The following is a 22,893-nucleotide window of genomic DNA, read 5'->3' as shown; positions in this document are numbered from 1 at the left end:
CTACCCAACTTCATCTGCGGACGGATCCAGCTGAGGCGAGCTATCACTCCCGTGGGCGACCTGGTTGACTCGTTCGCTGGTTCGCGCCTTCTGTCGCATCCGAGAAATGCGTCCCGCGATGAAACCGCCACCCACCCCGATAACGCAGGCGACGGCAATCCCTCCAACGACCTGCCAAGTCGACGTTGCGGGAAACGGGCCGCGTTCGCTCGTCAGAGCGGCGATCAGAGCCACCAACACGAAAGACACTGGCGCAGCACCGTACTGAATTCGCCGAAGCCACGGATGCAGTTTGTCGAACGAGCGCATCTCACGGAGCGCCCGGAGTTCCTCACCAATCGCGGCTTTGAGAACACCCTCGCTGTCGGCGCGAGCCGGCATCTTCTCGGCAATCTCCACCAGCAGCTTCAGCCGCTCGTACGGGTGTTTCTGCGCGTTGCGCCGTGCAACAGACCCGGCGATCAGGGCGGCGGTAACAGCGCCAACTGCGCCAGCCGCCCACGCGAAATCAGAGATAGCCACGGCGTGATCGTCGCAGACCGTTCGCTCCTGCGCACTGCTGTTGGGACGCCCGCATGAGCCTCCTCGAATCGGGTGAGTGGCGGAAACTCCCCGACCGTGAGAAACGCGCTCTCCGCGACAAACTCGCCGAAACATCAATCAAACTGGGTATCCCCATCAACAACGCAATCGAAGGGCCACTCCAACTGGCCCAGAAATGCGACCCCCGCCAAGTGCCGCGCGAGCACCTCATCGCCATCGACAAAGCCCTCGTGCAACTCTCCGCCACACCCGGCGCCGGCCTCATGGTCTTCGCCCCACCCCAATCCGGAAAATCCACCATCATCAGCCGGTGGTTCCCGTTCTGGCTCCTCACCCGCAACCCCACCGACCGCATCGTCCTCTGCTCCTACGCCGCATCCCTCGCCCAAGGACACGGCGCAGCATGCCGAGACTTCGTCGAGGACTACGGCGCCCCCTACGGCCTCCAACTCAAACGCGACGAAAACACCCGCGCCGAATGGACCACCACCGCAGGCGGCGGAATGCTCTCCAAAGGTGTGCGCGGCGGCATCACCGGCAAGCAGATGAACCTCGGAATCATCGACGACCCCTACGCCGACCGCGCTCAAGCCGACTCCCCCGTCATCCGCAAAGCCGTATCCGAGTGGTACTCCTCCGCATTCACCACCCGTAAGCACCCCGAAGCCCGCGAAATCATGACCATGACCCGCTGGCACAAAGACGACCTCGCCGGAGAACGCCTCGAACTGGACGGCACCATCGACGAAGGCGGCAAGTGGATTGTCCTGTACCTCCCCGCCGTGGCAGTTCAGCCGGACCCTGACCGCAACATCCACCCCGATAGCCTGGGCCGCCCCATCGGAACACCGCTGTCGCACCCCCAGATCCCCGAGAACGACCACGATGCGCTGAACCGCCACTGGTCCGGACGCAAAGCATCCGTGTCCACCCGCGACTGGAACAGCCTGTTCCAGTGCTCCCCGTTCGGCACCCAAGGCGTGCTGCTGTCGAAGGACATGATCCGAGACCGCACTGGCATCCCCGGCCCCGCCCGCCGCACCGGCGTGGGCATCGACCCGTCGGGTGGTGGCAGGGACACCGCGGGCATCATCGGCGGCCACCTCGACACGTCGGGCCGGTTCTGGTGGACCCACTCACGCACCGCCCGCATGTCGTCGGACAAGTGGTCGAGGGAAGCGTGCCTACTCGCCCACGAGATCGACGCCGACCGCATCGTGTACGAGAACAACTACGGCGGCGACCAGGCCGGCACCCTCATCAAGCAGGCGTGGCTCGCGCTGCAACACGAAACGAACCCTGACACCGGGGAGTCCTACATCCCGCGTGGCGCGTTGTGCCCGATGGTCACCGGCGTCGCGTCCCGCAAGTCGAAGTTCCTGCGGGCGGAGCCGATCGCGCAGGCGGTGAACACGGGGCGTGCGTGGTTCGGCCCGGCGTTGGAATTGAACGAGCTGAAGTCGGAGTTCGAGATGTGGGAGCCGGGGTCGGAGTGGTCACCGGGTGCGTTGGATGCGGGTGTGCACTTGGCGTACGAGCTGCTGCCCGCGGTGGCGTCGGGGGCGAAGGTGGTGAGTGTGGCGGGGAAGCGGAAGGACGAGGTGCAGCGCGCTACTGGTGTGGCTGCTCGGCGCATCACCCGCTGATCTGTATGCGGTAACAGTGGACACTGTTTCCCCGCGACGGTAGCGTCTCCCACATGACGACACCGACCACTGTTCCCACGCGCAGAATCGAACCCGGCGACCGCCTCGACGTCGAGAAGCAACTGAACGCGTTGCCCATCGGCGCGGTGATCCGCTGCGACGACGGCACCAAGATCGGGCTGGTGTACCAGAAGCTGCACGCCCACCTGCTGCCCTGGTACGAGGCGGGGATGCCGCGGCCGTGCAGCTCGGAGAACATCGCCCGCCACGAGGCGCCCATCGAGGTGCTGCGGTGACCATGAAGGTGGAGCGCCGGCACTACATCACGCGCACAGTCACGTCGACGTCGTTCCACGGCACGTTGCCGCCGCTGGGGATCATGCGGGAATTCCTGATGGAATGCGCCGAGCTTTCGCTGCCCGACGACGCCACCGTCACAACCGAGGGCAAGGGCGGTGGGTGGTGGGCACTGTGCGCCACAGTCGAGAACAACGACGTCACCGACACCCTGTACGACTTGCAGGAGGGCATCGACCCGCTCGAGCCGGGCCGGGTGGAAGCGGTTGTTGCCGAGCTGATGCCGCCCGCGCCCAAGCCGAATCTAGCTACGCCGCCGCCGCGGTTTCAGACGATGGAAGACGTGCCGATTGGGATTGTGGTGCGCGACGGTAACGGTGATGTGCTCTGGCGGAAGGGCGGCACAGGAGAGCGGAAGCCCGGCACAGGAGCGTTGGAATCGGTGCTGCAGTACTCGTACACCTCAATCGACGGGGGACCGTACGTCGGCCGGGACTGGCGCGGTATCGAGGCCGGCCACCCCGAGATGGTCGCCCCGTTCGTGACGTACGCCGAGCTCACCTGATGCGCATCTATTTCGAGGTGGATGTGCCGGACACCGTCGGGTCGTTCGACGCCGAGCAGAAAACGGACGGGCAGTGGCTGGTGCATCTGCGCCGCTTCGGCACCGACGAGCACGCGGGGTGCCTGATCCGCGTGAACAGTGCTGACCCGTTCGAAGTGATCCGCCAGTCCCTCAACCACATTCACCAGCAAGGACCCACATGAACGCACAGCAGCACTACGCCACAGCCGAACGTCTGCTCATCACCTCGGACGAGGTGGACATCGAGGACGGGCACGCACAGCTCGTCGCGACGCAGGCGCTCGTGCACGCCACGCTCGCCATGGCCGCACGACCGGTTGTGGTCATCGCGGCCGATGCGGACCCCGAGATCCTGCGGGCGCTGTCCGAGGCCATGAACATCGACCCGTCCAAAGAGGTCAGCCACGATGAGTGAAGCGCAGGCACTCATCGCGAAAGCGTTGTCAGCACACGAGAACGACGGATGGGGTAAGTGCCGCGACTGCGGATGGAGCATCGACGAGCAGGGTGATGACGACTGGGGCCTGCAGTTCAACCTTCACCAGGCCGCTGTGATCGCAGCCCTCCCCGGCATCGCCATCATCGATTCCCAGCCTGAACCCGAACGGCACGTACTTGCTGTCGAATCCGATATCGAGGATCAGTACGGCGAACCAATCCGCTTTGGGCGCACCACAGACGGCCACTGGTGGAAGGGCTACGTCAACGGCGGCAAAGTTTATTTGACCTGGCCTGAACTCGTACGCAGATACGGGGCCCTCCAGGTCGCTGGGGGTGAGTCATGACCGCCGCCGAGCCTGTTCGTCTGCCGACTGTGCGGGTGTACCGCGACTCCATCGGCGAATGGCGGTGGCAACGCCGCGCCACCAACGGACGCATCCTCTCCGACTCCGGCGAGGGCTACAAGAACCGCGCCGACTGCATCAACGGCATGCGAGCAGCCAACGGCTACAACGGATACCAACTCACGACGGGGGAACAATGACCAACAACAACGACCAAAGCCCGTGGCTGCCGATTGATCTGGTGACCAAGTGGCGGGACAACGCACGGCAGCTGCGCCGACGGTGGGGCACTGACCACATACCGACGAACAACGTGGCCCAAGTTCTGGATCAGTGCGCCGATGATCTGCAGCGGGCCATCGTGTACGACGACGTGAAGATGGCCCACTACCACGCCAACCCGATACTGCCAGGCGTAGGCGGTGGTGGCGGTGGTGGTGGCCTCGGCACGGTCACGTTCGCCGGCGGGGGTTCAGGCGGCGCCGGCGGCGGGTCGTCACGGTTCGGCCAGCCGGTACGCCGACCCTACGACGAGGCGCGCATGGCGTTGGAGGCCCAGCACGTCTATCAAGGGCGCGTCCCCACACCCGAACGGCAGACGGCTGAGCAACTGCAGCGGTCGGTGGCCAAGGTGCTTGACCTGATGCGCCAGTTTGGTGCGCTGGCTGACGTTTTGGATGACGCCCCCTACCCCGGTTACACGTACGGCGCGGTGTGCAGCGGCGGGTCGACGTGCCGAGCCTCGACGCACAGATCGTTCTGCCGCATCGTCAACCGGCCGCAGCTGTGACCGCGTCGTTCACGTTCTACGGCCTCATCGCCCTCGGAGTGGTCGGCGCTGTCCTGACCGGGGTCGGCGTCCTCATCTGGCGCGACATCACAGGAGACGACGAATGACCGCGGCAGGGGTCGCCTCCACCGCATTCATTGGAGTCCTGGTGGTGCTGTACGGAGGATGGACCTACGCCGCGTGGATCGGCTGGCGATGCCGCTACGACTACGCAGAAACCCGATACTTGGTAACTCTCGCGATGGCGTTCTGGATCATCGCGCACGGATTGTTCATCATTATCGTGCTCATCACCGCGATGGTGTGGCTCGGAACAGTCGCGGGGTGGTGGTGATGATCCGTCGCACCGCCGTTGCCACCACCACCCTCATCGGGGCGCTCGCGTTCTTCCTGTCGTTCTCCCAGGTGTCCAACCTCGCAGCACGCGGCGGGTACGGGCACTGGCAATCCCTCGCATGGCCCGTCATCGTGGACGGCCTGGTCGTCGTGGCGGAGCTGGCCGTGTTCACCACCGTCTCGGGTCGCGTGTACGCGTGGGTGGTGCTCATCGGGGCGACCGGGGTATCCGGCGCGGCGAACATCGCGCACGCGTACGTCACACCAACAGAGCTGCCGTTCGCAGTGACCGGACCGATGGCCGCCGTGCCGTCCATCGTGCTGCTCGTGGCCACACACCTGACGGTGAAACTTACCCGCACCCAACCGCCGGCACCCGCCCCGACCGCGGGTGGCCTACTGACCGCCGCACTCACCCGGCCACGCGCAGGCGCCGACTGGGCCATCACAGGAGCACAACCATGACCGACGACATTGGGCCACCGCAGACTCGGACAAGCCACCAAGGCATGATCTGCCAATGACGACGAAGGTCAAGCTGACGTTGCTCGCCCTCTCGGTACCGGCCACTGTTATCGTCCTCGGTTCTCTATGGCAACACCTGATGGACTGGGATTTCACACAACCACAGGCAACGATCATTGCCGGTCTAATTGGTGGCCCGTTCCTCCTCGCTGCCGCAGCAATAGCATTCCAGGGCCAGAAAGAAACCCGGCAGGACGAACGCGACAAGTTCGAGAAGCAACTCAAATTCGAGCGTGACAACTTCGACCGCCAGATGAAGGAACAGCGACGCCAATCCAAAGAACAACTTGAAATGCAGGCGAATGTCGCAGACGCCAACAACGCGACGCTGCTCCGATCGGAGGAGAAGAAACACCGCCGACAAGTCACTTTCGAGACGGTCGGCAAAGCCACCGAATCTTTGATCGCACTACGAACCGCTTACGTCGCGATCGACAAAGCCGTCGATCTCGACGAGCAAACAGCACGCGACCGAAAAGAGTGGCTCGAACTGGAAGGGGCGTTCACGGAGAATGTCGATGCAGCGATTGCTGCGTGTGAAGTAGCGCGCGCCGATTTGACCGCGGTTGCCGCGACGCTGCTGATACTCGAATACGAAGACTCATACCTGGCGCTCATGCAGGCGTCCGAGTACGTCGCCAGGCAGTACCAGGGCGGGACGGCTCGCAGCGCTACATTCGCGAATATTCACGAGTTCGGCATCCTGTTCACCGCCGCGGTTGACTCACTGCGAGGGAAGTACGAATCCGCTTAGGCTTCGCGTGCGCTGAGTGCGGATACTCTTGTCTGTATCCACCTACAGACAACGGAGGCCCTGTGACCGTCACGGTGTTCCTGCTCGCACTCGGCGCCACCGCCAGACTCACCAGGCTCATCTCAGATGACTACGTGACCCGCTACCTCCGAGCACTCGTCATCCGCCGCCGCGGCGCCGACTCCGACAGCGCCTACCTCGTCACCTGCCCCTGGTGCCTCTCCCCCTACATCGGCGCAGCCATCTTCACCACAGCCTGGTTCTACGGCGAACACCCCGGATTCCTCATCCCCGCCATGGTCGCCACCGCCTCCTACATCATCGGCATCGCCGCCTCCTGGCTCGACGGTGACGCATGACCACCCCCGCCCGCCGCCGCGGCCGCCGCCCCGAATCCACCGCCGCCCAAGAAGCCGAAGCCCTCACCCCCTCACGAAGCACCGTCGCCAACACACGCATCCGCAACGTCCCCGGCGCCATCATCGGCCACTACAACCTCCCCAACAGCACCGACGACACCGAAGCACTCACCGCCGCCGCCCAAGTCGTACACGGCCCCAACGTCGCCCAAACCAGCAAAGCCCAGTGGAAGAAAATGCCCTGGCAACAAGAGTCATGGGAACTGCGGAAAGAAATCGGCGAATTCCGCTTCGCAGGTGACCGCGTCGCCCGCGGAGTGTCCCGCGTCGTGTTCTTCGGCGCCAAAGTCGAGAACCCCATGAACGCCCCCACCCCAGTCGAAGACGGCCCCGCCCTCGACCTCGCGCAAGGCATGTTCGGGTCCCGCGCCCGCACGCAGCAAGTCACCAAACGAGCCGCCCAACACCTGTCGTTCGCCGGTGAATCACTGTTCGTGATCAGCGAAGACGAACACGGCAACCACACCCTCGAACCACGCTCCACCAACGAAGTCACCGGATCCGGCACCAACTGGAAACTCAACGACGGCATCGAGAACCGCAACCTCCGCGACGACGAGCTCGTCGTCCGCTGCTGGATCCCCGACCCCGAATACTCCGCCCTCCCTGATTGCCCCGCCCGCGCGGTGCTGTCCAACGCCCGCACACTCCGCGAACTGTCCAAACACACCAGCGCACAAGTCGAATCACGATTGGCCGGCGCCGGGATGCTGCTGGTGCCGCAGGAAATCGAAGCGCTCGCCGGGCAAGGTGCATCAGGGTTCGACGACGAAGACGACATCGACCCGTTCGTCCGCGACCTGATGGTTTCCATGGTCACCCCCGTCAAAGACCGCGACAGTGCGTCCGCCCTGGTGCCGTTCGTGGCGAAGCTGCCCGCCGAACTGATCGACAAGATCAAGCACATCACCTTCACCACCCCCCTCGACCCGCAGGCGAAGGACCTCCGCTCCGAAGAGATCCGCCGCATCGCCCTCGGCATGGACGCACCACCCGAAGTGCTGCTGGGCATGGGATCCGGAGGGGCGAACCACTGGTCCGCCTGGCAGATCAGCGAAGACGAAGTCACCCTGTCCATCTCCCCTGTGGCGGCGACGATCTGCCACGCCCTCACCGTCGGCTGGTATCAGCCGGCGCTCGAGCAGCTCGGTGTGCCCGACTGGGACAAGTACCAAATCTGGTTCGACACATCACCGTTGGCGCTGCGCCCCGACCGGTCGAAGGACGCGCAGTCCCTGTTCGACAAGGACGAGCTGTCCGCCGAGGCGCTGCTGCGGGAGTCCGGTTTCGACGACGACGACGTTCCGGACGACACGGAGCGGACCCGCCGACTGATGATCCGGCTGCTGGATGCGAACCCGAACTTCGCGTACGCGTTGCTTCCCGCGATCGTGCCGAACATCGACCGGTCGGTGATCGACGCGCTGACCGGTGTGACGGCGGCGCCAGCGAACAACCCGGGCGACGAGAACCCGACGCCCAGCCGTGGGGCCGGTACAGCGGACCGCACTGACACCGCGATACCAGACCCACCCGACAGCACCATCACCCCCGACGACGGGGCGACGCCGTGACCGCAACCGTCACCATCGACGAATTCCTCGCCTGCGAAGTGGCGGTGCTTCGCGCGCTCGAGCTCGCGGGGAAACGGTGCCGCGGCCGCCAGAACGGCAACCCCCGTCAGAACCGTGCCCACGCCAACGGCGTACCCGACTACTTGCTGTACACCCGCTTGTTCAACGCTGACACCCCTGACGGGTGCGACCGCTTGCTCGACGGGGCGTGGGACCACCTCGCGTTGGTGTTGCCCGGTCGACACGCGATGTACGAGGCGTGCGACATCTACGTGCGGGGACTGCTGGTGCGGAGGGAGCCGCACACCCGCGATCGGTTGGTGGCGGCGCTGGTGGGTCACGGTGAGTGACCTCGCGGCGGACGCCACACCAGCAGTGGCTGCGCAGTGGATGGTGGACAACGTGCCGTTCACCATCGCCGCTGAGCTGTTGGTGGGTGGGATGTTCTCCGACGACACCAGCGGCACCCAGATGATCGGGTCGGCGATGGCACTGTGGCTCGCGTACAACTCCGAGCAGGTGCGGCAGTTCGAGGATTGGTGCATCGCCCGCCGCATGACGGTGTGGACCGGATGATCGACTGCGTGTTCTGCGACCGCATCGCAAACGAGGAGTACGACGGTACCGACTCCATCGACTCGTTCGGAGTGGTGTGGTTCGCTCCGCTGAACCCCGTCACCCCTGGCCACACACTGTTCGTGCCGACAGCGCACGTCGAGTCCGCTGCCGAGTTCCCGACAATCGCAGGTGTCGTCATGCAGGCCGCATCGCGGTTCGTGCGTGATGATGTCGGACCAGCCAACATCATCACGTCGGTGGGTGCGGCCGCCACTCAGACTGTGATGCACCTGCACATTCACGTAGTGCCGCGTTGCGCAGACGACGGCCTCACGCTGCCGTGGACCGGACAGCGGCGATGATCAGCCTGTGGTGGTCGTTCACCCTCATCGTGATCGGCGTGGCCGGCATCGCCCTGGCGTACCGGTCGCAGTCGAAGCTCGGCCCGACGATCGGGATCGCCGCGCAGTTCCTGTGGGTCGCGTATGCCGTAGCGACGCAGCAGTGGTGGTTCCTCGTATCCGCGTTCCTGTACGGCGGCACCCACGCGTACGGGCTCGTGAAGCGACACAGAGCGGCGCCTGATGAGACGTGACCCGCACCTCCCGCTGCGCCTGCGCAATGAACGGATGATGCGGGCGCAGGAACGACGGGTGCACGCCGCTGTGGTCACCGCGATGACCGAATGGTTGGACGCGGCCCGAGCGCTGGTGTTGCACCAACCGCTACCCGACACGCTCACCGCATCGACGGGTGACATTGGCGGTAAATTTTTTACAGCAAATGTCACCAACCGCCACCCACCTGCGGATGGTGCACGAAAAGGTCAAATTATGACCTCCGATGTAAGGGACACCCTCACCGCCTCATCCGGTGAACCACCCGACGTCGACGCCGCCCAAGCCTCCTTCCACGTCTGGGCGCGCGCACTCACCGAACACATCGAACCCGCCATCACCGAAGCGTTCGGCGAAGCATTCCGCGCCAACGCACGCACCGCCGACCTCACCCCCGTGCACTACCAAGAAGCGCACATGGCCACCGTCCACGACCGCCTCGTCATCTGGCCCGAAGGCGCATTCGAAGAACTCCGACCCGAACTCCTCGAAGCCATCGCCGAAGGCGAAAGCATGGAACAGATCGAAGAACGCATCGGCCGCGTCCTCAACATCGACGCACCAGCACGCCGCATCCGCGCCGACATCGGCGTCATCGACAAGCAACTCGCAGACCCCGACACACCCCGCTCCGAACTGCCCGGATTACGCGGCCGCCGCCGCCAACTGTGGCAGCAGCACGACGAACGCAACGAAGAGTGGCAATGGAAAGCACGCCGCATCGCCCGCACCGAAGTGCAAGGCGCGATGAACGCCGGCACCCTCGCCGCCGCGCAAGCTGCAGAGGACATCACCGGCGACCGCATGTTCAAGGCGTGGCTCGCCACGTCCGACGAACGCACCCGGCACACCCACGCAGTGGCGGACGGGCAGATGGTGCGCCTCGCCGAACCGTTCACCGTCGGTGGCTTCCCGCTGCAGCATCCTGCTGACCCGTTCGGCCCCGCCCACGAAACGATCAACTGCCGGTGCACAATGCGGATCCTCACCGACACCGAGACGCAGTCGGAGCTGCAGGGGCAGTGGGGCGGCCGCGGTGTCGGACCGATGAATGCGCGCCTCGGGCCCGACGACGACGCCGAAGTGGCGGACGCGGTGGACCGGGTGAAGCGGGAGATGGCCGACGAAGTTGTCGACCTGGACGACGTTCCGGAAACGCGGGCGACGCCGGAACCGCCAGTGCCCGATGCGGCAGAACCTGAACCGGAGGACGATCCCACACCCGAGCCTGCTCCGCTTTCAGTGGAGGAGGTCGCCGAGCAGCTCGACGAGACGTTCGCAGACGCGGCGGAGGACGCGTCACCAGAGCAGCAGCAGGCGGTGCAACGGTGGCTCCGCGCACCCGCCGCTGTACAGGGCGAAGCTATCGAATGGGGAACGGACAGCCCCGAACAGTCGGACGAGCCGTCGGATGTTGAGCTGCTCGAGGAACTGATGACGCCGCTGCCCGCCACGGTGGACACAGCGGTTGCGGTGCCCGACGTTCTCCCCGTCCTCGGTGTCCCCACCGCCGACCTTCCCGCCCTGACCGACTCCCAGGTCACCGTGCCGGGGTTCCTCCCCACCAACCTGACGGCCGCACCGCCGATCCGCGTGCCCACCACATCCGGCGGCGGCGCCATCCATCTGCGGGTCCACGCGCCCACCGGAACACCCGCACTGTGGCTCCCCACGTTCGGCGGTGACGACAATGACCTGCTCCTACCCGTCGGCACCGTCCTCGCCATCGGCGCCGTCACCTACGCCCAAGGGCAGGTGCCAGTCGTCGAAGCGACTGTCATGCCACCCGAGGAATCCCCAGAACCATCTATGTAGCTGGATACTCTGGTCTGTGTCCACACACAGGAGGAACCGGCGATGACCGCACCCACGATCGACACCCCGACCGAGGCTGATCGGACGGGCCTGCCCACGGGCTTCAGGGGCCCGATCATGCCGATGAACACCCGCTCCGGTGACCGGCGAGAGTTCGTCCTGGCCGACGGTGCCGAACCGCTGATCCGCCCGCTGCCGCTGCCACTGTCCGCGCAGAAGTCCCTCGCCGAAGGACACGACGGCAGCATCGTCGTCGGTCTCATCACCCGCGCGTGGGTGCAGGACGGGCATCTATGGGCCGAAGGACCGTTCGACCTCGACGACCCCGAAGCCCGCGACTGGGCCGGGCGCGTCGGCCGCGGCACCGCCGGATGGGTCAGTGCCGACATGTCCGACATCACCGTCGAACAGGTTCCCCTCGACGCCGACGACGTCGAGATGCCGGAGGAGATGTTCACCGCCTACGAAACGGCGATGACCGACTGGGAAGCCGCAGGCGGCGAAGGCCCCGCACCCGAACCGCCGCTTGTGGCGAACGTGCTGTTCCGCGTGCCCGGGTGGAAGCTGATGGGCACCACCCTCGTGGCGGGGCCGGCGTTCGAATCCGCTCGCATCGAGCCGGTGTGGGGTGAGGAGTTCGCCCCCGTCCGCGCTCGCGAAGCTCTGGTGGCCGCGGCGGCGGTGCACACCGGGGCGATGGTGGCTCTGATCCCATCGCAGGCGGACTGCGAGCGCCTCGCCGTCGAAGGGTACGAAGCACCGGAGGTGCTGCACACCACGATGGTTTTCCTTGGCGAAGCCGCCGACTGGTCACCCGAAGCGCGGGACCAGCTCGAGGCGGCCGTCCGCGAGCTCGACTTCACGGTGCCGCTGAACGGCACTGTCATGGGGCACGCCCAGTTCAACCCCGACGGCGACAACCCGTGCGCGGTGTACCTCGTGCAGGCGATGGGCCTGTCGGGGATGCAATCGATGATGTACGGCGCGATCGCGGACACCCCAGGGTTGGCGCCGATTCCCGAACCGTACGACAACTTCCTGCCCCACATCACCGCCGGGTACGGCCTCGACGTGTCCGAGCTGAAGGAGACCGGCGCCATCCGCTTCGACCGGATCCGCCTGTCGTGGGCCGACGAGGACGTCCGCGACATTCACCTCGAGCCGCTCACCGAGGGCCTCGTTGCCGCTGGGATCGTGTACGACGCCAAAGACTTCGAGCAGCCCGAACCCGACGAGTACACGATGCTCACTGTGACCGACGACGGCCGAGTCTTCGGTCACGTTGCGCCGTGGGATTCATGCCATGCAGCGTTCCCTGACAACTGCACCACCCCGCCGTACGTCGAGAACGACGACTACAACGCGTTTCACCAGGGTGGGCCCATCGCCACGACCAACGGGATGACCCGCGTCGGGAAGATCACGTTCGGCACCGGCCATGCGGGTGACAAGCTCGGCGCGCAGGGCGCGTTGTCGCACTACGACAACACCGGCACCGTCGGCGCGCTGGTTCGGTGCCGCAACGGTGAGTTCGGCCCGTTCGTGTCCGGGCGCCTCGTGCCTGGCCTCAGCGACGAACAGATCACCATGATCCAGGCATCAGCAGTATCTGGCGACTGGCGCCGTCTCCGCGCAAATGCCAGCTCACCAAGACGCCTGCAACTCATCGCGGTGTTGTCCGTGAACTCGCCAGGGTTTATGGCCCCACCGACCCGCTCGTACACAGCACCTGGGGTGCACACCCTGGTCGCATCGGCCGCACCGATGATTCAAGGCCGCCCGGTGGAGCCGAAACGAGTGGACCTCGCCGCGCTCGCTGCAACACGGGACCGCGAAAGCCGCATCGCCCGTGCAGCGCAGCGAGTGCGAGCTCACCGCGTACAAGCCGCAGCGCACCGCGTAGTGCAGGTGACGATCGGACACACCAGCCTGACCCCCAGTTTCTCCGAGAGTGAATCGGCGTCCGAGCCGGAACCCGAACGAGCCGCCGCCAAGACCGACGACCAGAAGGCGAAGCCGCTGGAGCGGTACTGGACCGAAGGCAAGGGCCTCGCGAAGTGGGCGCGCGGCGCACACCCGTACACCCAGCTCGTGAAGGAACTGACGAAGGTCGCCGGCGACGACATGACCATCGAGCAGATCCACGGCCTCGCCGCGAAGTACTACCACCGGGTGTTCGGCCGGTGGCCCGGGAAGCAGAAGGGTGAGAAGAACGCACTCGCCCGCGCCGCCGTCCGCCGCGTCGAAACCCCTGAAGGTGCACGGTATTACGGGCAGCCGATGGGATCGGTCATCAACACCGATGCACGCCCACCCGGCCCCGCCGGAGGTACACCGTTTCCGGAGTACACCACCAACTACCGGGCCACCGACCTCGCCTCCGCGAAACCCAACACCGGGCTGATGCTCGCCGAAGCGGTTCGCCTCAGCATCTACAACGACCGCCACGAATACGGCAAGAATCGCCCCGACACAGCAGGAATGGAAGACGTCGACGTGAAAGCAGTGGCGGACGACGTCATAGCCGCCGGGCTCAACGTCGAGTTGTTCAGCGATTGGATCGCCGGCGGTGACCTACCCGAAAGCCTGGACGATGACGCCGCAATCGCTGAGGCGCAGATCGACCGCATCGGGGACGACTTCAGCGCGATTATCGACGCACACCGCGGATACGTCGACCCGAGGCCGCTGTCACCGGACCTGTTCGGCGAGAAGCTGACCCGCGCCGGTATGTCCACACCCGAACTGGTCGAGGTGTACAGCGACTTCGGCGCCGCCCTCGACGTGTTCGACCCGGACAGCGGCAACTACGACGACGAGAGCCGAAAGTACCTGTTCAACCGTGTGCTGCGGTCGGGGCTCAATGTGCGCCTCGTGACTCACCCCGACGCAACTCCGGAGCAACGCCAGCGAGCGCTCTACGAGATGGAACGGTTCTACGCCTGACCGAACACCCACCCGCACAACACAAGGAGCACACACCATGGGATGCAACTGCGGCCGCAACCGGTCCGTCACACACCAAGTCCGATTCCCCGACAACACCGTCCGCACCTACCCCTCCGAAATCGAAGCGAAAACCGCCGCCACCTCCTCCGGCGGTTCCTACGAACGCATAGACCGGTAGCTTCACCACCAACACCACCACCACGGGATACAGTGGTGGGCGAATCGCCGCTGGCTCCGGGCCGGGCACTAGTTGCCCGCAACACCCGCAGGAGGCCCACGGTGGACCCCATCACTCTTCAGGACCTGGTCAACAAGGCGCAGGAAGCCGACGGCGGCAAGGCCGTCGAAGCCCTCACCGCGTTCCTCAAGGACAACCCCACGCTCGACGTGTCCGCCCTCACCAAGGAAGCGGTCGCCCAGTTCAACGAAATCCTCGACGGCGCATCGGAATCCGACGACGCCACCCTCGCCGCAGAGCTGCTGGTGGAGGTCATCGACGGGCTGCGCGCCGAGCAGACCCGCCGCGACGAAGTGGTCACCGACCGCGCGTCCCGCCTCGAAGCACTCAAGGCGAAGGTCAACGCCGACCCCGCACCGGCTGACGACGCGCCGGTGGACGACGCGCCCGCAGACACCGCCACCGACGCCCCCGCAGACGCTGCCGGTGCGGAAGGGGATGCCGCACCGGCAGCCACCGTCACCGACATCACCCCCGCCGCAACGGAACCCGCCGCCCCCGCAGCGGACGCACCTACCGGCGACGCCCTCGCAGCGTCCGGACGGCCCGCACCCCGCCGCCGCGTCGACATCGCCTCCCTGCCCCGCCGCCAAGCTCCCGTCTCCACCCACGACGACAACCGCATGACCATCGTCGCCGCAGCAGAGGTGCCCGGCGTGCCCATGGGCACCAAGCTCGACGGAATCAGCGAACTGTCCCTCGCCGCCGTCTCCCGCTTCGGTGCGCTGCCCCTCGGCCCGATGGCCGGCGGTGACGTACCCCCGGAAGGATCGACCGGCACCAAGATCAAGGCCGGAATCGCCTCCATCCGCAACATCTTCCCCGCCGACATGACGCAGTCCCCCAACGCAGGGGACGACGACCAGCTCCTCGACCGCATCAGCAACGAACGCCGCCTCGAAGGCGAGTCGCTCGTCGCGTCCGGCGGCTGGTGCTCCCCATCGGAAACGCTGTACGAACTCGCCGGTGAGCTCGAGGCGACGACCAACCTCATCGACCTCCCCGAGATCGCCGTCACCCGCGGCGGTATCCGCACCACCGAGGGCCCCGACTTCTCCGCCATCTACTCCGGCGCAGGCATCGGTGTGTACAAGACGGAGGCCGAGGCCATCGCCGGGTACACCAAGGCCGTGTACCGGGTGCCGTGCACCAACTGGACGGACACCCGCGCAGGAGTCGTGCACACCGCCATCGAGGCGGGCATCCTGCAGAACGACGCGTACCCCGAGATGACGCAGCGCGTCACCCGCGGCGCCCTCGTCGCGCACGCCCACAAGGTCAACGCACTGTCCATCGCCCAGGTGGAAGCGCAGTCCACCAGCGGCGGCACCGTCACCATGGGGCCGTCGGCAACGACCGCCATCCTCAACGGCCTGAACTTCCAGATGACGCACTACCGGTACCTCTACCGGGCCGCGGACACCATGTCGCTGGAAGTGAAGCTGCCGCTGTTCGCGAAGGAACTGTTCAAGGCCGACCTCGCCGTCGCCTCCGGCATGGACCGCACGCAGGCCCTGAACATCACCGACGAGCAGATCAACGCGTGGTTCACCGTCCGCCACGCCAAGGTGCAGTGGCTCTACGACTGGCAGGACGCCTTCACCGGCGCCACCGGCGCCACCGCCCTCGGCTCCGCCACACTGCCGACGGCATGGCCCACCAGCATCAAGGCGATCATCTACGCAGCCGGAGCGTTCGTCCGAGGCCGCGGCGAAATCGTGTCGCTGAACGCGGTGTACGACTCCACCAACATCAAGGTGAACGACTTCCTGCACCTGTTCGTGGAGGAGAAGCTGCTCGTGCTTCGCCGCCAGTACAAGGCGTACGTCACCACGTTCCCGGTGGATCTGTCCGGCACCACTTCGGCGCCGCAGAAGCTCGACGCCACCGGCAAGATCGTCGCCGCTTAGGCCGCTGCCTCGGGTCACCTGCCCCCCAACTCGGTGACCCGAGGCAGTTCCACCTTCCACTGCTGTTCAGGAGGAACTTGTGGCGACCGCAGCGCCCCCCGTTTACGTACCGGCACCGCCCGTCACACCGTCCCGCTACGGTCTGCTGTCCGCCGCCGACATCATCCCCATCACCGACCCCCACACCCGCAACGGTGTCCAGTACCAGACGGCCCCCGACGGGCCGGCGCATCTGTCGTTCGCCGAGTGCGTCAACGGCAAAGGTGACGACCGATCCGACGACGTCACCGACGGTCTGCCGTGGACCGAAGCGGGACCGATCGTTGTGTACAACGGGTTCGTATGCCGCGCAGTCGGACTCAGCGACGACGAGCGGCAGCAGTACGCCCGCGACGCCCTCGCCGGTGGCGAAGCTGCCGCCGTGGAGAAAGCCATCTGGGCGACCGCGGACCCGCTGCGGCTGATGGAAACGGGACTGACCGACATCCTGTCCGCCACCCCGGTGTCCGTCGTCGCCGGTATCGCGATGCTCGAGCGGCAGCTGGGCAACGCCGGTGTCGGTGTCGGTGTCATCCACGCCCCCCGCGAGGTGGCGCCGCACGCCGCCGCGAAAGCTCAGATCGAATCCGACGGTGCACGCAAGGTCACTGTCCTCGGTACTCGGTGGGCGTTCGGTGCGTACCCGACCACCGACCCTGACGGCGTGCAGGCCGCGTCGAACGTGGCGTGGATGGTCGCCACCGGCCCCGTCGTCGCTCGGCGCACCGAGGTGGTCATTCGCCCCACCACCTACCAGCAGGCGTTCGACCAGCGGAACAACGACGTGTTCTCCGTCGCCGAACGCACGTGGGTCATCGGCTGGGACGACCGTGTCCGCGCCGCCGTCCCTGTCACCCTCCCCACCACTTAGGAGCACATCGATCATGGTTCGTATTCAGCCCGCACCAGACAAGTTGCAGGACATGGCGCAGCGTCTTCTCGACGCCGCTGACAGCCCGTCGGAGGTGGCGACGTGCACCAATGGTTCCGGCGTCGGGTTCGAGGTGTCGGAGGAACTGGCGCGCAAAGCTGGCGTCCTCGACGAAGCGTCCGACGATGAGGTCGAGGACTACGCCGGTCTAGACGACGTCGATGTGACCGCCGATCTGGAGAAGGCCGCCGATGAGGCACCGGACGCGCAGACCGAAGAGCAGACGGAGACGGGTCTCGAGGAGCTGGTGCCCGAGACGGAGCAGACGAACATCGTCGAGGAGCAGGCCGACGACACCGAGACGGAGCAGGAGCCGCCCCGCACCGGCCGCGGATCCAGCGAAGCCGCATGGCGCGAATTCCTCAGCAAGCAGGACGGCTTCACCGTCCCCGACGACGCGGACCGCGGTGACCTCATCGCCGCATGGGATGCGCACCGCTCCACGAACGACTAAGGGGCACCGTGAATGTCGGAGTTCTTAGGGTCGCTGGCCATCGGGGAAGTTGGAGCGGGAACCCTCGTAGTCATAGCGGTTCTCATGCTCTACTTCGGCAAGTTGGTCACCAAGGCGCAACACGATCGGGAACTGGCCGACAGGGACAAACAGATCGCCGCGCACATCGAGGCGGGAGCAGCCAAGGACGCCACGATCGCGGAGCAGGCAACCCAGATCACCAAGCTGGTCGAGTCCGTGTCCACTTCGACGCACGCCATCGAGGCGATGCAGCAGCTCGCCGTGACCCGAAGGGACTCGTGATGCGGTGGCCGTGGAGCAGAAACCCGCAGCCCGATTCTCCCAACGTCCGCGCGGCGGAACGAACAGCTGAACACGCCAAGACGGTGCTCCTCGCTGCGCAGCAACGCGGCCTGGTCGTCGACCGCGTCTCGACCCGATCGAACGAACTTCGCAAACGCAATCACTTCGGTGAGGCAATCGATGCGTGCATGGAAAGGAAATAGGACCCGTGATACGCACCCTCACCTCGGTCGCCGCCACCCTCACCACCGGCGGCGCCTTGGCGTTGGTCACCGACGCCAACCGCACCGCTGACTACTTCCTCGTCGCGTCCGCCCTGACGGCGTGGGCGTTCGTCGGTTTGTACGGCACCCGCTCGAGGTGGCGTCTGCTGAACGCCGGCCGGTCGCTGCTGTACGTGTTCGTCGCGTTGGCGTTGGTGCTGACGCAGAACGCCGCTTCGGTGTTCCTCGGAGCTGATTACTTCGGGCGCGGTGTACTTCGCCAGATCGAGTACTGGTCGCTGTGGGTGGCGCTGCTCGGGATGTTGCACACGCTGTGGGGAATTCAGCGGTCGGAACGCCGCACGTCATGCCCGAACGACTCGAAGTGGAAAGGCAAGCTATGAGCGTCGTTTTCAGCGCCAACTTCAAGGACATCGGGCTCGGTCCGGTGCAGGGGAAGGTGAAGTTCGCGGTGCGGACGATGCGCATGGCATCCGACGGGTCACAAACCGCGATCGTTGGCCCCGTGGTGCGGGCAAACGTCGTCAACGGGGTGATGGAACCGAAGACGCTCGACGGCGGTCTGATGCGGGTGTGGATCGAAATCATCGGTTACACCGAGGGTCCGCTGGACATCGAGGCGCCGACCACGGGAACTGCGCCGCTGCTGCCGCTGCTCCTAGCCGCCAGGGTCAATCCCGCGACGGGGCAGTCGGTCATCTTGGCGGCCATTGCTTCGTATTTCCAGACGAACCCGCCGACCGGGGGCAGCACCAGCAACTCCACGGTCGCGAACTTCGTGACGTCGAACGGCGCAACCAAAACGGCACTAGACGCCTCTTATGCACCGGCCCTGGCACCCGCCACTGACTACACCTGGGACTCCGCGACCGGCTCGATCAAGACCATCACCGAGCACTACCCCGCACCGATCGGTGACCGCGTGACGACCTACGCCGCATACAACTCGGTGGGTGACCCCACAACCGAGACCGACCCGAGCGGCCAGGTGTGGAACCTCGGCTACGACAGCAACGGCAATCTCTCGACTCGAACGAAGGTGGCCTGATGCCCACACCTCCCGGTGTCTCACGCACGCAGGTCAACAAGACCGTCGTCGCCAACTCTCAGGTCAGCTCGAAGCTGGCCTCGCTGCACCGGCTCATGAAGCTCAAGGTGCGCGACACGAACATCCTCGTCACCTCCGACTCGACCGGCGACGGCCTCAACCGCTGGGTGCGACGCCTCGCGACCAGGTATGCCGAGCAATACCCCACCTGGACGATCATCTACGCCCCGTGGGACGACGCCACCAAGACGTACCCGGTGGGCAACCGCGTCACAGTGCAGACCGGATCGGGCTCGACCATCCGCACTCTGATCATCTGGAACGCCGCCGTCACCGGCCAGGTCATCGCCTACTGCCTTAGCAACATGGGCTCGATCACCTCGCCGATCCTCGCCATCAACGGCAACGGACCCGACCTGATCGTCTTCAACTACGGGCACAACTCCCCGCAGCTCGCGGACAACTACCGCCCCGTCGCGATGGAGCCGATCAACGCGTACGCGAACACCTTCGACAAGGCCATGATCGTGGTCTGCACGCAGAACCCACGCGACCAGACGCTGTGGGCGAGCGGTTCCGCCGGCACCACCTACGCCGACGATCAGGGTAAGCAGCAGGTGAACTACGAGGTCGCAGCGGCGAACGGGTTCCTCTGTGTCGACGTCAATGCGGCGTACCTGGACTACGGCAATTACGCCGATCTGCACAACTCGGACGGTCTGCACCCGAACGACGCCGGCTCGATCCTGTGGTGCGACCTGATGTGGGCCGCGCTCAAGCCGGGTCGTGTGATCGCGCAGACTGCGCAGGCGGTGAACGCCACCAGGGACACCAGACTGTGGGTCCCCGCAACGCAGTTCGTGAAGGGCGACGGCAGCCCCGAACTGGTGCAGGTCGACGGCGTCCCCGCGTGGGCGCTCGACCCCGCGTCTCTCGAATCGGTTGTCGCGGTGATCGACTGGAAGTCGCACTGGCGCGTCATGAACATCTGGTTGCAGTTCATCACCGCCACCACCGTGGGAGGTGACGTCCGGTGGCAGGGTCAGCACAAGTACCTCGGCACCCGCAACGGCGTCACCCAGTCGGCGGGCAACGCCCTGTCGGCGTGGAGCACGACCGGTGGCCCGTCGACACTGTCTGTTCAGGGCACCGCGGGCATCCCCTCGGTCAAGCAGCTCTGGACCCGCACGCAGCTCTCGGGCATGCCGGTGGCACTGAAGATCGCCCGCCTCGGTGCGGATGCAGCCGACACCCTCGCGACCGACGTCCTGCTCACCGGAATTCAGATCGACGGACTCTGGTAGCTACGTCGGGATACCGAGCGCCTGCTGCACCGTGTTCGCCCAGATGATCTCGCCCGCATCGGACGGGTGGAACCGGTCGTCGTTGAGCAGTGGGGCGATGTCGCCCTGCTGCTCGAACGCGGCCCACACGTCCACCTCGGCGGCGTCCGACGTGGCGAACTGCGCACGGGTGGCGGCAACGATGTCGGCCTGCCGTTGGGCGTTCTCGTCGAGGCGCGGGTTCTGCAACACGATCGCGGTCGGCTCGGGCAGGGTACGAGCAAGAATGCGCCCGATCCCGCCGACAGCCTGGTCCCCGGTCAGCTCGTTGTGCCCGTGGCTGATCATGAAGAAGTCGGTCGGCTCCGGGACCATCGCGTCCCAGTTGTCGAGGCTGTACTGCGTGGGCTTGCCTGACGCCGAACCGTTCCAGATCACCATCGGCGGACCGTCCGCAGGGCCGAACGACTGCTGCGAGACGTACTGGTTCGTGTCGATCGACCAGTCGTGCACGGTGACGTTTCGGCCGAGGTCCGCGAGATGACGCCCGAGGAGGTACACCCACTCGGCGTACTGGTTGCCGGTGGAGTCTCCTATCACGGTCATGGTGAACGGCTGATCGCCGAGCATCTGCTGCCCGATCGCGGCCAGGTCCGTCTTCGCTCCGACGATGTTGGCCGGCGCGGCCGAGGGCGGGTTGGCGATGACGGTCTCCGGTGTCTCGCGTGTGAGCGAGACGAACAGGGCTCCGACGAGAGCGATGACGCACACGGCGACTGCCGCTGTACCGACGAGTGCCCAGCCGGTGATGCGTCTCGGCGGTCCCGCCTTCGGTCGGTTGGACTGCTTGCTGCGTCTGCGTCGTTCGGCCACGGCGACATCATGCCGTACCGGTTGGTTCGTTCGCACCTGCAACCGGTTCATAACACCGAGTTATGCATCGGCCTGCCGGGAGCTGAGGTCGAAATTCCCTCGCGCTGGTTGCGGCGTCGGATCACGCGCAAGAGTGTCGGCGGCGAGCTTCTCCAACTTGGGGCGCTGCACCGACGGGGAGTAACTCGCGGTCTCGCACCTCACCGCGATCTGCACCACGCCGGGGTCCACGTAATGCGGCACACCGGTCTCGTCCCTAAGTCGGTCCGCGTGAGCCTTCGCATGCTCGCGAAGGCGACTGCCGATGTCCATCCACCCTGCCGCATCCATTCACCGAGTAGAACACCCGTTCGAATCGTGGGCAATACTGAGACCATGGACGAACCGACACTCGACCCGCCGCTCGACGCCGGCCAACCCGGCTGGGTCCGCCTCCCCGACGGCCGCCGCGCCTACCGGTACACCGGCACCGACGAACTGATCTACGAGAAGCCCACCGGAACCGAACAGCCGCCAGCCGCGTCAAACAAGTAGTCGGCCCCACCTAGCCGACAACACGAAGTGCCCCACCTCCGCAGCTCTCCTGAGGTGGGGCACTTCTCACGAACCAACAGATACCGAACAACAACCAGACCACCGACTATCCTCGACCGTGAACATGCTGCTGGCTGCGGGCCGGGCGAACACCGCCCCCGCCCACCGGAGGACACCATGCCCAGCAAGCCCTGGCCCAGCATCCGCGCCGAAGTCATGCGCATCACCAAAGAAGACATCTGCGGCGCCCCCGTCGTCGGCCCCGCCACCACCATCGTCACCGACGGCTTCGTCTCCATCTCCCCCTCTCCCCAGTACGAGGAGGGCACCGAGACTGTCGAGAAGAACGCCAACGGCAAGATCGCGTGGGTCGACAAGCCGAAGGACGAACTCAAATACATCTCCACGTCCATCGCCTTCAACCTGGTGAACCCCGACGTGTTCAACATGATCATGGGATCGCCCATCGTCCTCGACGGCGACGGCAACGCGGTCGGTATCCGCCTCGGCGAAACCGTCAAGACAAGCTTCGGCCTCGAAGGGTGGTCCGACGTGCCGGGTGTGCCGTGCGTCGGCGCCGTCCCGTACGGCTACTTCCTGTGGCCGTGGCTGCAGGGCGGGCGCCTCGCGGACTTCTCGCTGCAGAACGAGAAGGCGTCGTTCACCATCGAGAACTGCCTCACTCAGGCCGGCGCTCCGTGGGCGAAGGGCCCGTACAACGTGGTCATCAACGGCACCGGCGGTACCGCAGCACCGGGCAAGCTGCTCACCGCGATCGGCCCGAAGGAGCACCTGCACATGCAGCAGACGCTGGTGCCGCCTCCGGCTGTCACCGCTGGGCCCGTCGCGCTGGCCGCGTAAC

Annotated in this window: 32 protein-coding genes; 29 read left to right on the top strand and 3 right to left on the bottom strand. The window is 65.9% G+C overall.

The features are described 5' to 3' along the window. Positions 1-522, bottom strand: a complete 522-nt coding sequence (locus IEW02_RS08975; RefSeq protein WP_188544464.1) for a hypothetical protein — start codon at positions 520-522, stop codon at positions 1-3. A gap of 53 nt (positions 523-575) precedes the next feature. On the opposite strand from IEW02_RS08975, the gene IEW02_RS08970 reads away from it, so the two are divergent. From IEW02_RS08970 to IEW02_RS08845, 27 genes are all read left to right on the top strand, one after another. Then, positions 576-2,189: a terminase large subunit domain-containing protein gene (locus IEW02_RS08970; protein WP_188544463.1), complete on the top strand. Its 1,614-nt coding sequence runs from the start codon at positions 576-578 to the stop codon at positions 2,187-2,189. Positions 2,190-2,242: 53 nt separating this feature from the next. After that, the gene (locus tag IEW02_RS08965) at positions 2,243-2,485 is read left to right on the top strand and encodes a hypothetical protein (RefSeq protein WP_188544462.1); all 243 of its coding nucleotides are present in this window, start codon (positions 2,243-2,245) and stop codon (positions 2,483-2,485) included. Beyond that, a complete protein-coding gene (locus tag IEW02_RS08960) occupies positions 2,482-3,051 on the top strand; it encodes a hypothetical protein (protein WP_188544461.1) in 570 nt (189 codons plus the stop codon). The genes IEW02_RS08965 and IEW02_RS08960 overlap by 4 nt, the downstream gene beginning before the upstream one ends. Beyond that, positions 3,051-3,254 (top strand): hypothetical protein, encoded by a 204-nt coding sequence (locus tag IEW02_RS08955; protein WP_188544460.1) that lies wholly within the window; start codon positions 3,051-3,053, stop codon positions 3,252-3,254. Before IEW02_RS08960 ends, IEW02_RS08955 begins: the two co-directional genes overlap by 1 nt. Then, a complete protein-coding gene (locus IEW02_RS08950) occupies positions 3,251-3,487 on the top strand; it encodes a hypothetical protein (protein ID WP_188544459.1) in 237 nt (78 codons plus the stop codon). Before IEW02_RS08955 ends, IEW02_RS08950 begins: the two co-directional genes overlap by 4 nt. After that, entirely contained in the window at positions 3,480-3,857 is a 378-nt protein-coding gene (locus IEW02_RS08945) for a hypothetical protein (protein ID WP_188544458.1), read from the top strand. The genes IEW02_RS08950 and IEW02_RS08945 overlap by 8 nt, the downstream gene beginning before the upstream one ends. Next, positions 3,854-4,057, top strand: a complete 204-nt coding sequence (locus IEW02_RS08940; RefSeq protein WP_188544457.1) for a YegP family protein — start codon at positions 3,854-3,856, stop codon at positions 4,055-4,057. The genes IEW02_RS08945 and IEW02_RS08940 overlap by 4 nt, the downstream gene beginning before the upstream one ends. After that, positions 4,054-4,647, top strand: a complete 594-nt coding sequence (locus IEW02_RS08935) for a hypothetical protein (protein WP_188544456.1) — start codon at positions 4,054-4,056, stop codon at positions 4,645-4,647. Before IEW02_RS08940 ends, IEW02_RS08935 begins: the two co-directional genes overlap by 4 nt. Before the next feature lie 103 nt (positions 4,648-4,750). Continuing rightward, a complete protein-coding gene (locus IEW02_RS08930) occupies positions 4,751-4,981 on the top strand; it encodes a hypothetical protein (RefSeq protein ID WP_188544455.1) in 231 nt (76 codons plus the stop codon). Then, positions 4,981-5,448 carry a DUF2637 domain-containing protein gene (locus IEW02_RS08925; RefSeq protein ID WP_188544454.1) on the top strand — a complete coding sequence of 156 codons (468 nt, stop codon included), beginning with the start codon at positions 4,981-4,983 and terminating at the stop codon, positions 5,446-5,448. Before IEW02_RS08930 ends, IEW02_RS08925 begins: the two co-directional genes overlap by 1 nt. Before the next feature lie 55 nt (positions 5,449-5,503). Continuing rightward, the gene (locus IEW02_RS08920) at positions 5,504-6,262 is read left to right on the top strand and encodes a hypothetical protein (protein ID WP_188544453.1); all 759 of its coding nucleotides are present in this window, start codon (positions 5,504-5,506) and stop codon (positions 6,260-6,262) included. A gap of 62 nt (positions 6,263-6,324) precedes the next feature. After that, complete coding sequence (locus IEW02_RS08915) at positions 6,325-6,621, top strand: hypothetical protein (protein ID WP_188544452.1); 297 nt, start codon at positions 6,325-6,327, stop codon at positions 6,619-6,621. Further along, the gene (locus IEW02_RS08910; RefSeq protein ID WP_188544451.1) at positions 6,618-8,255 is read left to right on the top strand and encodes a hypothetical protein; all 1,638 of its coding nucleotides are present in this window, start codon (positions 6,618-6,620) and stop codon (positions 8,253-8,255) included. Before IEW02_RS08915 ends, IEW02_RS08910 begins: the two co-directional genes overlap by 4 nt. Next, positions 8,252-8,605, top strand: coding sequence for a hypothetical protein (locus IEW02_RS08905; RefSeq protein ID WP_188544450.1), 354 nt, complete (start codon positions 8,252-8,254; stop codon positions 8,603-8,605). The genes IEW02_RS08910 and IEW02_RS08905 overlap by 4 nt, the downstream gene beginning before the upstream one ends. Beyond that, positions 8,598-8,831 carry a hypothetical protein gene (locus tag IEW02_RS08900; protein WP_188544449.1) on the top strand — a complete coding sequence of 78 codons (234 nt, stop codon included), beginning with the start codon at positions 8,598-8,600 and terminating at the stop codon, positions 8,829-8,831. Before IEW02_RS08905 ends, IEW02_RS08900 begins: the two co-directional genes overlap by 8 nt. Beyond that, a complete protein-coding gene (locus tag IEW02_RS08895; RefSeq protein WP_188544448.1) occupies positions 8,828-9,175 on the top strand; it encodes an HIT family protein in 348 nt (115 codons plus the stop codon). Before IEW02_RS08900 ends, IEW02_RS08895 begins: the two co-directional genes overlap by 4 nt. Then, on the top strand, positions 9,172-9,408 hold the full coding sequence (locus IEW02_RS08890; RefSeq protein WP_188544447.1) for a hypothetical protein: 237 nt from the start codon (positions 9,172-9,174) through the stop codon (positions 9,406-9,408). The genes IEW02_RS08895 and IEW02_RS08890 overlap by 4 nt, the downstream gene beginning before the upstream one ends. 238 nt (positions 9,409-9,646) lie before the next feature. After that, the gene (locus IEW02_RS08885) at positions 9,647-11,245 is read left to right on the top strand and encodes a phage minor head protein (protein ID WP_188544446.1); all 1,599 of its coding nucleotides are present in this window, start codon (positions 9,647-9,649) and stop codon (positions 11,243-11,245) included. Between the two features lie 42 nt (positions 11,246-11,287). Then, positions 11,288-14,191 carry a 2'-5' RNA ligase family protein gene (locus IEW02_RS08880; RefSeq protein WP_188544445.1) on the top strand — a complete coding sequence of 968 codons (2,904 nt, stop codon included), beginning with the start codon at positions 11,288-11,290 and terminating at the stop codon, positions 14,189-14,191. 282 nt (positions 14,192-14,473) lie between these two features. Beyond that, positions 14,474-16,342 (top strand): major capsid protein, encoded by a 1,869-nt coding sequence (locus IEW02_RS08875; protein WP_188544444.1) that lies wholly within the window; start codon positions 14,474-14,476, stop codon positions 16,340-16,342. A 79-nt stretch (positions 16,343-16,421) separates the two neighbouring features. Next, positions 16,422-17,252: a hypothetical protein gene (locus tag IEW02_RS08870; protein ID WP_188544443.1), complete on the top strand. Its 831-nt coding sequence runs from the start codon at positions 16,422-16,424 to the stop codon at positions 17,250-17,252. A 13-nt stretch (positions 17,253-17,265) separates the two neighbouring features. Beyond that, positions 17,266-17,766 carry a hypothetical protein gene (locus IEW02_RS08865; RefSeq protein WP_188544442.1) on the top strand — a complete coding sequence of 167 codons (501 nt, stop codon included), beginning with the start codon at positions 17,266-17,268 and terminating at the stop codon, positions 17,764-17,766. Between the two features lie 12 nt (positions 17,767-17,778). Beyond that, positions 17,779-18,069: a hypothetical protein gene (locus IEW02_RS08860; protein ID WP_188544441.1), complete on the top strand. Its 291-nt coding sequence runs from the start codon at positions 17,779-17,781 to the stop codon at positions 18,067-18,069. Then, positions 18,069-18,272, top strand: a complete 204-nt coding sequence (locus IEW02_RS25530; RefSeq protein ID WP_442978694.1) for a DUF7620 family protein — start codon at positions 18,069-18,071, stop codon at positions 18,270-18,272. The genes IEW02_RS08860 and IEW02_RS25530 overlap by 1 nt, the downstream gene beginning before the upstream one ends. A 5-nt stretch (positions 18,273-18,277) precedes the next feature. After that, a complete protein-coding gene (locus IEW02_RS08855; protein ID WP_188544440.1) occupies positions 18,278-18,676 on the top strand; it encodes a putative phage holin in 399 nt (132 codons plus the stop codon). After that, entirely contained in the window at positions 18,673-19,341 is a 669-nt protein-coding gene (locus IEW02_RS08850; protein ID WP_188544439.1) for an RHS repeat domain-containing protein, read from the top strand. Before IEW02_RS08855 ends, IEW02_RS08850 begins: the two co-directional genes overlap by 4 nt. After that, complete coding sequence (locus tag IEW02_RS08845; RefSeq protein ID WP_188544438.1) at positions 19,341-20,645, top strand: SGNH/GDSL hydrolase family protein; 1,305 nt, start codon at positions 19,341-19,343, stop codon at positions 20,643-20,645. Before IEW02_RS08850 ends, IEW02_RS08845 begins: the two co-directional genes overlap by 1 nt. Here IEW02_RS08845 and IEW02_RS08840 read toward each other — a convergent pair whose 3' ends face one another. After that, positions 20,646-21,497, bottom strand: a complete 852-nt coding sequence (locus IEW02_RS08840; RefSeq protein ID WP_188544437.1) for an SGNH/GDSL hydrolase family protein — start codon at positions 21,495-21,497, stop codon at positions 20,646-20,648. A 60-nt stretch (positions 21,498-21,557) separates the two neighbouring features. Beyond that, a complete protein-coding gene (locus tag IEW02_RS08835; protein WP_188544436.1) occupies positions 21,558-21,827 on the bottom strand; it encodes a hypothetical protein in 270 nt (89 codons plus the stop codon). Between the two features lie 45 nt (positions 21,828-21,872). On the opposite strand from IEW02_RS08835, the gene IEW02_RS08830 reads away from it, so the two are divergent. After that, a complete protein-coding gene (locus IEW02_RS08830; protein WP_188544435.1) occupies positions 21,873-22,031 on the top strand; it encodes a hypothetical protein in 159 nt (52 codons plus the stop codon). A gap of 177 nt (positions 22,032-22,208) precedes the next feature. Continuing rightward, a complete protein-coding gene (locus tag IEW02_RS08825) occupies positions 22,209-22,892 on the top strand; it encodes a hypothetical protein (protein WP_188544434.1) in 684 nt (227 codons plus the stop codon). Position 22,893 lies beyond the last annotated feature (1 nt).

Source organism: Rhodococcoides trifolii (assembly GCF_014635345.1).
Lineage (GTDB): Bacteria > Actinomycetota > Actinomycetes > Mycobacteriales > Mycobacteriaceae > Rhodococcoides > Rhodococcoides trifolii.
This window is presented reverse-complemented; position numbering and strand designations above follow the sequence as displayed.